Consider the following 12334-nt stretch of genomic DNA (forward strand, 5'->3'; position numbering starts at 1 on the left):
TGCGGGGCTGCGACGGCGTTTAAGGTTTTGCTCCTCCCCTTTCCAGGGGAGGGGGCTAGCCAAATCAACTCTCTACATCAAACGCCTTCGACATCTCTTCGAGCTGTTCTTGGGCGTCGAGCCAGGTCATTTCGGTCTCTTCCAGCGCGCCTTTGGTTTTGGTTTGCTGTTGCAGACACTCGGTGAGCTCGGCTTTGCGGCTGATGTCGTAAATGGCGGAATCGGCGAGCTTCTCTTCAATAGCCGCCAGTTCACTGCTCAGCTTTTCCATCTGCGTTTCCAGCTTGGTTATCTGCTTGCGTAGCGGCTGGGTCTGGTTGCGAAAATCGGCTTCGCGGCGCTTCTGGTCTTTGCGCGATTGCGCGCTGTTTACGCCGCCGTCTTTGGCCGGAGCTTCTTGCTGGCTCTCCTGACGCTGAATCTCCACCAGCCACTGCTGGTAATCTTCCAAATCGCCGTCGAACTGTTCGACTTTGCCGCCGTGAACCAGATAGAGGTCGTCGGTGGTGGAACGCAGTAAGTGGCGGTCGTGCGACACCACCACCATCGCGCCTTCGAAATCGATCAATGCTTCGGTCAGCGCCTGACGCATATCGAGATCCAAGTGGTTGGTTGGTTCGTCGAGCAGCAGCAGGTTAGGGCGCTGCCAGACGATCAGGGCCAGCACCAGACGCGCTTTTTCGCCACCGGAGAAACGGCCGGTCGGGTCTGTCACTTTATCGCCGTGGAAGCCGAAACCGCCGAGATAGTCGCGCAGTTGCTGCTCAGTCTCTTTACTCGCCAGACGCACTAAGTGCTGCAACGGCGAGTCTTCGGCGCGCAGGAACTCCAACTGATGCTGGGCGAAGTAGCCCAGTTTGACCCCTTTCGACAGGCCAATATCTCCCTGCAAAGGCTCCATAGTGCCCGCTAACAGCTTGATCAACGTGGATTTACCGGCGCCGTTTCTGCCCAGCAGCCCGATGCGCGAACCTGGCACCAGATTCAGCTTGATGGATTCCAGAATAGTGGTGTCGCCATAGCCCGCGCTGACTTTTTCCATGCGCAGCAGCGGGTCGGGCAAACTTTCTGGCGAACGGAAGCTAAAATGAAAAGGATTATCCACGTGCGCCGGGGCAATCAGCTCCATGCGTTCCAGCATCTTGATACGGCTCTGCGCCTGCTTGGCCTTGGTGGCCTGTGCGCGGAAACGGTCAATATAGCTCTGCAAATGGGCGACTTTCTCTTGCTGGCTCTCAAACAGCGACTGCTGCTGCGCCAGTTTCGTCGCCCGTTGGCGCTCGAAGGAGGAGTAGTTGCCGGTGTATTCGTTCAGCGTTTGCTGCTCGATATGCAGGATTTTATCGACAATCGGGTCGAGGAAATCGCGGTCATGGGAGATCAGCACCAGCGTGCCGGTGTAGCTTTTCAGCCACTTCTCCAGCCAGATCACCGCGTCTAAATCAAGGTGGTTGGTCGGTTCGTCGAGCAGCAGTAAGTCAGAGCGACAAATCAGCGCCTGCGCCAGGTTAAGGCGCATACGCCAACCGCCCGAGAAGGATTTCACCGGCTGCTGCAATTGGCTTTGGCTAAAGCCCAGCCCGCTGAGCAGGCTGGCGGCGCGCGCCGGAATGGTCCACGCCTGAATGGCGTCGAGCTTGCCGTGGGCGTGAGCAATGGCGTTGCCGTCGTCGCGCTCGTTGGCGGCGTGCAATTCAGATTCTAACTGACGAAACTCGCGGTCGCCGTCGATAACATACTCTATGGCTGGCACGTCAAGCGCGGGCGTTTCCTGATTAACCCAGGCCAAAGCCCAGTTATTCGGGAAAGTCATGTTGCCAGCATCGGCGCTCATTTCGTTTTTCAACAGTGAGATAAGTGTCGATTTACCACAGCCGTTTTTGCCGACCAGACCGACTTTTTGGCCGGGATTAATGGTCGCTGATGCGTTATCTAGCAGGACGTTAGTGCCGCGTCGGATTTGTAATGAGGAGAAAACAATCATAAAGCGCCGTGTTGAGAGTATGTTAAATTGTCACGATCATAAGTTAAACAAGACGTATTGCGTCCTATTTTTAGTCTTTGCGAAGCATGGTAACGGAAAAACCGCACCCTGACGACGCTTTGGAGGTATTGATGTCGCAGCCACCAAAGGTTTTGCTGCTGTATGCCCACCCGGAATCGCCCGATTCGGTCGCCAACCGCGTTTTGTTGCAACAAGCGCAGCAATTAGAGCATGTCACCGTTCACGATTTGTACGCCCACTACCCCGATTTTTTCATCGATATTCACCGCGAACAACAGCTGTTGCGCGACCATAAAGTGATTGTTTTTCAACATCCTCTTTATACCTATAGCTGCCCGGCGCTGCTAAAAGAGTGGATGGATCGCGTCTTGGCTCGCGGCTTTGCCAGCGGCGCAGGTGGCAACGCGCTGCGGGGAAAGTATTGGCGCTCCGTGGTCACTACCGGCGAGCCGGAGGGTGCCTATAAAGCAGGCGGTTATAATCGCTACCCGATGTCGGACATTATGCGCCCTTCGAGCTGACATCGGCCATGTGCCATATGCACTGGATGACGCCGATTATCATCTATTGGGCCCGCCGCCAGAAACCTGATGTATTACATAGTCATGCGCAGGCTTACGGCGATTGGTTAAGGTCTCCACTGCCACACGGAGGCAATCAATAATGGACGGTTCGAATCTTCCGGCGGCGATTTTGCTGTTTCTGTTCGCTGCGGTGGTTGCTGTACCTATTGCCCAGAAATTGGGCATTGGCGCCGTGCTTGGCTACCTGCTGGCCGGGATTGCCATCGGCCCGTGGGGGCTAGGTTTTATTCGCGACGTGGATGAAATTCTGCACTTCTCCGAGCTTGGGGTGGTGTTCCTGATGTTTATCATCGGGCTGGAGCTGAATCCCGGTAAGCTGTGGGAGCTGCGCAGGCAGATCTTCGGCGTAGGGGCGGGGCAGGTGATCTTGACCGCCGCCGTGCTGGGCGGGCTGCTCTATTTGACGAATTTCGCCTGGCAGGCGGCGCTGATTGGCGGTATCGGTTTGGCAATGTCTTCCACCGCCATGGCCCTGCAATTAATGCGCGACAAGAGCATGACCCGCAATGAAGGCGGCCAGCTTGGCTTTGCGGTTTTACTGTTTCAGGATATCGCGGTTATCCCCGCGTTGGCGCTGATCCCCCTGCTGGCCGGTGGCCCGGAAGGCGGCAATAACTGGGGCATGATTGGCCTTAAAGTGCTGGCTTTTGCCGGGATGCTGATTGGCGGGCGTTTCCTGCTGCGGCCGATTTTCCGGCTGATCGTGGCCTCCGGCGTGCGCGAAGTGTTCACCGCCGCCGCGCTGCTGTTGGTGCTCGGCTCGGCGCTGTTTATGGATTCGCTTGGCTTCTCCATGGCTCTCGGGACCTTTATCGCCGGGGTGCTGTTGGCGGAAAGTGAGTATCAGCACGAACTGGAAATCGCCATCGAGCCGTTTAAAGGTTTACTGCTTGGGCTGTTCTTTATCTCGGTCGGCATGGCGCTCAACCTTGGCGTGCTTTACACCCACGTGCTGGAAGTGCTGATTGGCGTGGTGGTGCTGGTGTCGATTAAAGGCGCGGTGCTGTACACGCTGGCGCGGGTGTTTGGCATTCGTACCTCGGTCCGGCTGCAATTCTCAGCGGTGCTCAGTCAGGGCGGGGAGTTCGCCTTCGTGCTGTTCTCGGCCGCCGGTGCGCAGAAGGTCATCTCCTCCTCGCAGCTCTCCCTGCTGTTGGTGGTGGTGACGCTGTCGATGATGACCACGCCGCTGCTGATGCAGGCGGTGGATAAGATTCTGGTACGCCGCTACAACGATAACGAAGAGAGCGATGAGAAGCACTTCGTGCAGGATGACCAGCCGCAGGTGATTATCGTCGGCTTTGGGCGTTTTGGTCAGGTGATTGGCCGCCTGCTGATGGCCAACAAGAAACGCATTACCGTGCTGGAGCGCGATATCAGCGCCGTCGGCCTGATGCGCACCTATGGGTATAAAGTCTATTACGGCGATGCCACCGAGCTGGAACTGCTGCGAGCCTCTGGCGCGGAGAAAGCCAAATCTATCGTGATCACCTGTAATGAGCCGGAAGATACGATGGAAATCGTGCATCTGTGCCAGCAGCATTTCCCACATCTGAATATTCTGGCGCGTGCTCGCGGGCGTGTTGAAGCCCACGAGCTATTGCAGGCGGGCGTGACTCACTTCTCGCGTGAAACCTTCTCCAGCGCGCTGGAGTTAGGCAAGAAGACGCTGGTGACGCTGGGGATGCATCCGCACAGCGCCTACCGCGCACAGCAGCACTTCCGCCGTCTGGATATGCGCATGTTGCGCGAACTGGTGCCGCAAAACCGTGGCGACGTGGCGCAGATTTCCCGTGTGAAAGAGGCGCGGCGCGAGCTGGAAGACATCTTCCAAAGTGAAATGCACAACGAGCGCCGCCAGCTAGATGGCTGGGACGACGACGAGTAAGCCGGGCTATAGCTGTCGAGAAGCCCGGCGGATAAATTTTTTTTTGCAAAACGTTTCACCTGCCCCCATGTATAAAGCAGGCGCAAGACGCGACATTTTTGGAGAGTAAGTCATGGCTACAACCCGTAAACGTTTCATCGCTGGCGCCGTTTGCCCGCAATGTAAGGCGCTGGATACCCTCGCTTTATGGATTGAAGATCAGGTTGAGGTGGTCGAGTGCATCAAGTGCGGTTTACATAAACGCCAGACCGATGAGCAGGTGGATAAAACCTTGCGCCGCGACGAACAAGTTATCGGTATTTTTGATCCGAAGTAGCGTTAATCGTCGTGTTTTTTGTATGCTATCAGGTACAGAGGCGCGGATTTCCGTTACACTCTTCGCCAAATTTATTCGGCACTGTTGTTGTCATTCAGTTTCCAACGGTAGGAGTTATCATGAAAGTAGCAAAAGACCTGGTCGTCAGCGTGGCATATCAGGTACGTACAGAAGACGGTGTGTTGGTTGATGAATCACCGGTGAGCGCACCGTTGGATTATCTGCACGGTCATGGTTCCCTGATCTCCGGTCTGGAAACCGCGCTGGATGGTCATGCGGTCGGTGACAAATTCGACGTGCACGTTGGCGCCAACGACGCTTACGGCAACTACGACGAAAACCTGGTGCAGCGCGTGCCTAAAGACGTGTTCATGGGTGTTGAAGAGCTGGAAGTGGGTATGCGTTTCCTGGCTGACACCGATCAGGGTCCAGTTCCGGTCGAAATCACTGAAGTTGATGGCGACCACGTTGTTGTTGATGGCAACCATATGCTGGCTGGCCAGAACCTGAACTTCCACGTAGAAGTGGTCGCGATCCGCGAAGCCACGGCTGAAGAACTGGCTCACGGCCACGTTCACGGCGAGCACGGTCATGACCATGGTCACGACCACGACCATGACCACGGCGGTTGCTGCGGCGGCCACGGTCACAGCCATGATCACGGCCATGACCACGGCAGCAAAGGCGGTTGCGGTAACGGCGGATGTGGTTGCCACTAAGGCCCACTAAGTCGTTAAAGCGAAAAAGGCACCCACTGGGTGCCTTTTTTGTTGCTGCGTCGCGAGGCGCAGGCCTGTGGCATTAGTAATGCGGCGGCGGCGTCTCTTCCGACTGATCGGCGATTTGCGACGGCTGCGACGCGCGCAGCTTATCGGTCAATAAGCGCAGATGATCGTGCAACCGGCTCATTTCTAACTGGTGTGATGTGACGATGTGATTGAGTTCATCAATGGTCACTTCCTGAAATGCCAGACGGCTTTCTAGCATCTCTAAACGTTTCTCGATGGCGCTCTGGTCCATGGGTTTCACCTCTTATGCTGCAATGGACGGATTCTACCTGCAAATGCGGGGAATTACCTGACGGGCTGTCTGAGAGTTTTCGTATTTTAAGGAAATTAAGAAACTTATTGTCGCAAAAAGGTTCTGAATAATACGCTATTGGTTAGTATAGAGATTGTCTTGTTCGAACATGGACAGTTATAGTAACCGCCGTACTTTCGTTATTGTTACCTGAGGCTACGTGCTTCAGGTCTTGGAGAAATGGATGAAATCACTGTTTAAAGTAACACTGTTAGCGACCACCATGGCACTGGCACTGAATGCGACGCAGGCCATGGCAGATGATGCAGCAAAAGCTGCTCCAGCTCCTGCCGCTGCACCAGCCGCCGCCGCACCGGCAGCGACTGCTACAACTAAGTTTAATAGTGATGATGAGCAGGCTGCTTACGCGCTGGGTGCTTCACTTGGCCGCTACATGGACAATTCTCTGAAAGAACAAGAGAAATTGGGCATCAAACTGGACAAAGACCAGTTGATCGCTGGTGTGCAGGACGCGTTTGCTAACAAGAGCAAACTGTCTGACGCCGACATCGAGAAAACGCTGCAAACTTTCGAAGGCCGCGTGAAGGCTTCCGCTCAGGCTAAAGTTGAACAAGACGCTAAAGCTAACGCAGAGAAAGGCGACAAATTCCGTGCTGACTTCGCCAAGACTAAAGGCGTGAAGAAAACTGAATCTGGCCTGCTGTATCAGGTAGAAAAACCAGGTACTGGCGAAGTGCCGAAAGACAGCGACACCGTAGTTGTTAACTACAAAGGTACTCTGACCGACGGGACTGAGTTCGATAACTCTTATACTCGCGGCGAGCCACTCTCCTTCCGTCTTGACGGCGTGATCCCAGGCTGGACCGAAGGTCTGAAGCACGTTAAGAAAGGCGGTAAAATCAAGCTGGTCATTCCACCAGACTTGGCTTACGGCAAAACGGGCGTCCCGGGCATCCCTGCAAACTCTACTCTGGTATTCGACGTAGAACTGCTGGACGTTAAAGCAGCGCCTAAAGCTGACCCAAAAGCGGCAGACCAGCCAGCTGACGCTGCAGCACCTAAAACAAACTAATCTGTTTTGGTTGCTCTAAAAACCGTCGCTAAACGCGGCGGTTTTTTTTGCCTGAAAGATTAATTCCGGCTGTGACCCTCATTTTACTGCGGTTACTCTATGATGATCACTTGACGCGTTTGCCTGTCGAGCATAACGTCACTATTCCATGTGATCTCAAGGGTGTCTGCCTGTTTATAGCAGTGAAGGCCCCGAATATTGATTGATGCGTATTGCTGGTTCAAGCGAGCGCAATGTAGAGGGTGGTAGCTTCGATGTCTAATTCGCTTATATCTGGCGAAACCGGCGAACTGGATTTGCTGGACCAACGTCCTTTCACTCAGACCGACCACGAAATTCTCACCTCCTATGAGGCGGTAGTTGATGGTCTGGCGATGCTTATCGGCGAGCACTGTGAAATTGTTCTGCATTCTCTTGAAGACTTGAAATGCTCGGCGATTCGAATTGCCAATGGTGAACACACCGGGCGTAAAATCGGTTCGCCTATTACCGACCTGGCGCTGCGCATGCTGCACGATATGACAGGTGCCGACAGCAATGTGTCGAAAGCCTATTTCACTCGCGCCAAAAGTGGCGTGTTGATGAAGTCAGTCACCATCGCTATTCGCAATCGCGAGCAGCGAGTGATCGGCCTGCTTTGTATCAACATGAACCTCGACGTGCCTTTCTCGCAAATCATGCAGACCTTTATGCCGCCAGAAACGCAGGAAGTGGCGCCTTCGGTGAACTTCGCCTCGTCGGTTGACGACTTGGTGGCACAAACGCTGGAGTTCACCATTGAAGAGGTGAATGCCGACCGCAACGTGTCGAATAACGCCAAGAATCGTCAGGTGGTTCTGAATCTTTACGAGAAAGGCATTTTTGATATCAAAGATGCCATTAACCAGGTGGCCGATCGCCTGAACATCTCCAAACACACGGTTTATCTCTATATCCGCCAATTTAAGAGCGGCGATCTGGTGGGGAACGAACGTTGAAACTGCGTTATTGCCTGCTGGTGACCGGCCCTGCCTACGGCACGCAACAAGCCAGCGCGGCCTATCAATTTGCTCTGGCGCTGTTAGCCGCCGGGCATCAGTTAGACAGCATCTTTTTCTATCGCGAAGGCGTTCTGAACGGCAATCAGCTTTCTGCGCCAGCGTCAGACGAGTTCGACTTGGTGCGCGCCTGGCAGCGATTGGCCGTCGACAACCACGTGGCGCTGAATGTCTGCGTGGCCGCGGCGCTGCGCCGTGGCGTGATTGATGGCGATGAAGCCCGCAATCAGGGCGGTGAGTTTGCTAACCTGCAATCAGGTTTTGCCTTGACCGGGCTGGGAAGTTTGGCGGAAGCGTCGCTGACCTGCGATCGGCTAGTGCAGTTTTAAATACAAGGTGTAATCCAATATGAAAAAAGTCGCCTTTATTTTTACGCATGGGCCACACGGCAGTTCTGCAGGCAGGGAAGGACTTGATGCTTTGCTCGCCACCTCGGCGTTAACTGAAGACATTGGCGTGTTCTTTGTCGCCGATGGCGTATTTCAGCTGTTACCGAACCAACAGCCAGAAAAAATTCTTTCGCGTAATTATATCGTCACTTACGGCGTTTTATCCTTATACGATATCGACCAGTGTTTCATCTGCGAGGAGTCCTTGGCGGCGCGCGGATTGTCGAGTGTGGACAACTGGGTGCTGGATGTTGAGAGGCTGGCGGCGGCTGAATTGCGCGCTAAGTTAGCGGAATACGATGTCGTGATGACATTTTAATGCAGGAAAAACCATGCTTTTTACCTTAGCGAATTCTCCCCAAGCGTGTGATTTCCCCACACTTGTTAGTCTGATTGGCTCACAGGACGCCTTACTGCTGATGCAAGACGGCGTACTGGCGGCCTTGAAAGACAGCGCGGCGCACCCATATCTAGCTACGGCAGAACATTCCGTCTATGCCCTAAGTGAAGATTTAGCCGCCCGAGGATTAGTTGGTCAAATTTCACACAATATTACGCTGATCGACTATACTGGTTTCGTCGCGCTGACCGAAAAACACCCTCAGCAAATCGCATGGTGATCACCTCCAACGCTGTATATTTCTTGACACCTTTGTAGGTCAGCCCTAAAATTCTGCGTCCCCATATTAGCTAATGCTGTATATGGGGTGATTTAACACGCGTTTACAAAGTAGTTTATGAACCAAAATCCAGGAGCTTTTTAATGGCAACAATTAATCAGCTGGTACGCAAACCACGCTCTACGAAGGTTGCTAAAAGCAACGTTCCAGCGCTGGAAGCTTGCCCGCAGAAACGTGGCGTATGTACTCGTGTATATACCACCACTCCTAAAAAACCAAACTCCGCACTGCGTAAAGTATGCCGTGTGCGTTTGACTAACGGTTTTGAAGTTACCTCCTACATCGGCGGTGAAGGTCATAACCTGCAGGAACACTCCGTGATCCTGATCCGTGGCGGTCGTGTAAAAGACTTGCCAGGTGTGCGTTATCACACCGTCCGTGGCGCGCTGGACTGTTCAGGCGTTAAGGATCGTAAGCAATCTCGTTCTAAATACGGCGTCAAGAAGCCGAAGTCTTAATGGTTCTCCGTTAAGTAAGGCCAAACATTTTTACATTAATGTCAAAATAAACTCTTTGAGTTTTGGACAATCCTGAATTAACAACGGAGTATTTCCATGCCACGTCGTCGCGTCATTGGTCAACGTAAAATTCTGCCAGATCCTAAGTTCGGGTCCGAACTGCTGGCTAAATTCGTAAACATTCTGATGGTAGATGGTAAAAAATCTACTGCAGAAGCAATCGTCTACACTGCTCTTGAGACCCTGGCTCAACGTAGCGGTAAAGGCCACCTGGAAGCTTTCGAAGTCGCTCTGGACAACGTTCGTCCGACTGTCGAAGTTAAGTCCCGCCGCGTAGGTGGTTCTACTTATCAGGTTCCAGTTGAAGTACGTCCGGTTCGTCGTAATGCCCTGGCAATGCGTTGGATCGTTGAAGCTGCTCGTAAACGCGGTGATAAATCCATGGCTCTTCGCCTGGCGAACGAACTTTCTGACGCAGCAGAGAACAAAGGTACTGCTGTTAAGAAACGTGAAGACGTTCACCGTATGGCTGAAGCCAACAAGGCGTTCGCCCACTACCGCTGGTAATCACTTCGCAGTAGTTATGCTAACCAAGCGGGCGCTTCAAGAAGCCAACCCGCTTGGGTTAACTGAACTTGAACGTCCTAGTTATAGAGGAATCAAATGGCTCGTAAAACACCCATTGAGCGCTACCGTAACATTGGTATCAGTGCTCACATCGACGCCGGTAAAACGACCACTACCGAACGTGTTTTGTTCTACACCGGTGTAAACCACAAAATCGGTGAAGTTCATGATGGCGCAGCTACCATGGACTGGATGGAGCAAGAACAGGAACGTGGTATTACCATCACGTCCGCTGCTACCACCTGTTACTGGGCTGGTATGGCTAAGCAGTTCGAACCACACCACATCAACATCATCGACACCCCAGGGCACGTTGACTTCACCATCGAAGTAGAACGTTCCATGCGTGTTCTTGATGGCGCGGTAATGGTTTACTGTGCTGTTGGTGGTGTTCAGCCACAGTCTGAGACCGTATGGCGTCAGGCAAACAAATATAAAGTTCCTCGTATCGCGTTCGTTAACAAAATGGACCGTATGGGTGCTAACTTCCTGAAAGTTGTTGATCAGATTGAAAAACGTCTGGGCGCAACTCCGGTGCCTCTGCAACTGGCAATCGGCGCGGAAGAGAAATTCACCGGTGTTGTTGACCTGGTGAAGATGAAAGCTATCAACTGGAACGAAGCTGATCAGGGCGTGACCTTCGAATACGAAGAGATCCCAGCTGACATGCAAGAACTGGCTGAAGAATGGCATCAGAAACTGGTTGAGTCCGCTGCTGAAGGCTCTGATGAGCTGATGGAGAAATTCTTTGGTGGCGAAGAGTTGACTGAAGAAGAGATCAAAACTTCTCTGCGTAAGCGCGTTCTGAACAACGAAATCATCTTGGTTACCTGTGGTTCTGCGTTTAAAAACAAAGGCGTACAGGCAATGCTGGATGCTGTTGTTGAGTATCTGCCAGCACCAACCGACGTTGAAGCTATCAACGGTATGTTGGATGACGGTAAAGACACTCCAGCAGTTCGTCACTCTGATGATGCCGAGCCGTTCTCTGCTCTGGCGTTCAAAATCGCAACTGACCCATTCGTGGGTAACTTGACGTTCTTCCGTGTTTATTCCGGTCTCGTCAACTCAGGTGACACTGTATTTAACCCAGTGAAATCTCAGCGCGAACGTCTGGGCCGTATCGTTCAGATGCACGCTAACAAGCGTGAAGAAATTAAAGAAGTTCGTGCGGGCGACATCGCTGCGGCAATCGGTTTGAAAGACGTAACTACCGGTGACACTCTGTGTGATCCAGACAATGTGATCATTCTGGAGCGTATGGAGTTCCCTGAGCCGGTTATCTCCGTTGCGGTAGAACCAAAAACCAAAGCTGACCAAGAAAAAATGGGTCTGGCTCTGGGCCGTCTGGCGAAAGAAGACCCATCATTCCGCGTATGGACTGACGAAGAATCTGGTCAGACTATCATCGCAGGTATGGGTGAGCTTCACCTGGACATCTTGGTTGACCGTATGCGTCGCGAATTTAACGTTGAAGCGAACGTCGGTAAGCCACAAGTTGCTTACCGTGAAGCAATTCGCGGTAAAGTTACCGACGTTGAAGGTAAACACGCTAAGCAGTCTGGTGGTCGCGGTCAGTATGGTCACGTTGTGATCGACATGTACCCACTAGAACCTGGCACAAATCCGAAAGGATATGAGTTTGTCAACGAAATCAAAGGCGGTGTGATTCCAACTGAATTCATCGGCGCGATTGACAAAGGCATCCAGGAACAGCTGAAGTCTGGTCCACTGGCGGGTTACCCGGTAGTAGATCTGGGCGTGCGTCTGCACTTCGGTTCTTACCATGACGTTGACTCCTCTGAGCTGGCGTTTAAACTGGCCGCTTCTATCGCCTTCAAAGATGGCTTTAAGAAAGCGAAACCAGTTCTGCTTGAGCCGATCATGAAGGTTGAAGTAGAAACTCCGGAAGAGAACACTGGTGATGTCATCGGTGACCTTAGCCGTCGTCGTGGTCAACTGAAAGGTCAGGAATCCAACGCTACTGGCGTTCAGATTCACGCTGAAGTTCCGTTGTCCGAGATGTTCGGATACGCAACTCAACTGCGTTCTCTGACCAAAGGCCGTGCTTCTTACTCCATGGAGTTCCTGAAGTACGATGATGCGCCGAACAACGTCGCTCAGGCCGTTATTGAAGCTCGTGGCAAATAAGCCACTGGTTTAAACACAATGATCCAGTGCTCTCTCTATGAAGGGGGAGCACAAGAGTAAGGAATATAGCCGTGTCTAAAGAAAAA

The 12334-nt window shown here is 52.9% G+C and carries 13 protein-coding genes and 1 pseudogene; 12 read left to right on the top strand and 2 right to left on the bottom strand.

The features are described 5' to 3' along the window. Positions 1–64: 64 nt before the first annotated feature. Complete coding sequence (locus tag ACT3RT_RS16040; protein ID WP_496203318.1) at positions 65–1984, bottom strand: ABC transporter ATP-binding protein; 1920 nt, start codon at positions 1982–1984, stop codon at positions 65–67. Between the two features lie 131 nt (positions 1985–2115). On the opposite strand from ACT3RT_RS16040, the pseudogene kefG reads away from it, so the two are divergent. The 4 genes and pseudogenes from kefG (at position 2116) to slyD (ending at position 5512) form a co-directional block, all read left to right on the top strand. After that, a pseudogene (gene kefG / locus ACT3RT_RS16045) lies at positions 2116–2669 on the top strand (glutathione-regulated potassium-efflux system ancillary protein KefG). After that, positions 2669–4477 carry a glutathione-regulated potassium-efflux system protein KefB gene (gene kefB / locus ACT3RT_RS16050; protein ID WP_486031568.1) on the top strand — a complete coding sequence of 603 codons (1809 nt, stop codon included), beginning with the start codon at positions 2669–2671 and terminating at the stop codon, positions 4475–4477. Before kefG ends, kefB begins: the two are co-directional and overlap by 1 nt. 112 nt (positions 4478–4589) lie before the next feature. Further along, positions 4590–4793, top strand: coding sequence for a YheV family putative zinc ribbon protein (locus ACT3RT_RS16055; RefSeq protein ID WP_034793711.1), 204 nt, complete (start codon positions 4590–4592; stop codon positions 4791–4793). 119 nt (positions 4794–4912) lie between these two features. Beyond that, positions 4913–5512, top strand: a complete 600-nt coding sequence (slyD, locus tag ACT3RT_RS16060) for a peptidylprolyl isomerase (RefSeq protein WP_496203319.1) — start codon at positions 4913–4915, stop codon at positions 5510–5512. Positions 5513–5594: 82 nt separating this feature from the next. Here slyD and ACT3RT_RS16065 read toward each other — a convergent pair whose 3' ends face one another. Continuing rightward, positions 5595–5813 carry a protein SlyX gene (locus tag ACT3RT_RS16065; protein WP_034793707.1) on the bottom strand — a complete coding sequence of 73 codons (219 nt, stop codon included), beginning with the start codon at positions 5811–5813 and terminating at the stop codon, positions 5595–5597. A 244-nt stretch (positions 5814–6057) separates the two neighbouring features. On the opposite strand from ACT3RT_RS16065, the gene fkpA reads away from it, so the two are divergent. From fkpA to fusA, 8 genes are all read left to right on the top strand, one after another. Further along, positions 6058–6906, top strand: a complete 849-nt coding sequence (gene fkpA, locus ACT3RT_RS16070) for an FKBP-type peptidyl-prolyl cis-trans isomerase (protein ID WP_353503559.1) — start codon at positions 6058–6060, stop codon at positions 6904–6906. A gap of 254 nt (positions 6907–7160) precedes the next feature. Continuing rightward, a complete protein-coding gene (locus tag ACT3RT_RS16075; protein WP_034793705.1) occupies positions 7161–7883 on the top strand; it encodes a helix-turn-helix transcriptional regulator in 723 nt (240 codons plus the stop codon). Further along, positions 7880–8272 (top strand): sulfurtransferase complex subunit TusD, encoded by a 393-nt coding sequence (tusD, locus tag ACT3RT_RS16080; protein ID WP_185689107.1) that lies wholly within the window; start codon positions 7880–7882, stop codon positions 8270–8272. The genes ACT3RT_RS16075 and tusD overlap by 4 nt, the downstream gene beginning before the upstream one ends. A 19-nt stretch (positions 8273–8291) precedes the next feature. Continuing rightward, positions 8292–8651 (top strand): sulfurtransferase complex subunit TusC, encoded by a 360-nt coding sequence (gene tusC, locus ACT3RT_RS16085; protein WP_396131914.1) that lies wholly within the window; start codon positions 8292–8294, stop codon positions 8649–8651. A 13-nt stretch (positions 8652–8664) separates the two neighbouring features. Then, entirely contained in the window at positions 8665–8952 is a 288-nt protein-coding gene (tusB, locus tag ACT3RT_RS16090) for a sulfurtransferase complex subunit TusB (RefSeq protein WP_353503556.1), read from the top strand. Between the two features lie 143 nt (positions 8953–9095). Next, entirely contained in the window at positions 9096–9470 is a 375-nt protein-coding gene (rpsL, locus tag ACT3RT_RS16095) for a 30S ribosomal protein S12 (protein ID WP_013573668.1), read from the top strand. 96 nt (positions 9471–9566) lie between these two features. Continuing rightward, entirely contained in the window at positions 9567–10037 is a 471-nt protein-coding gene (gene rpsG / locus ACT3RT_RS16100; RefSeq protein WP_005969574.1) for a 30S ribosomal protein S7, read from the top strand. A gap of 96 nt (positions 10038–10133) precedes the next feature. Then, positions 10134–12248: an elongation factor G gene (gene fusA / locus ACT3RT_RS16105; protein ID WP_353503555.1), complete on the top strand. Its 2115-nt coding sequence runs from the start codon at positions 10134–10136 to the stop codon at positions 12246–12248. The last annotated feature ends 86 nt before the right edge of the window (positions 12249–12334 follow it).

This window comes from Ewingella sp. AOP9-I1-14, from assembly GCF_052375995.1.
Lineage (GTDB): Bacteria > Pseudomonadota > Gammaproteobacteria > Enterobacterales > Enterobacteriaceae > Ewingella > Ewingella allii.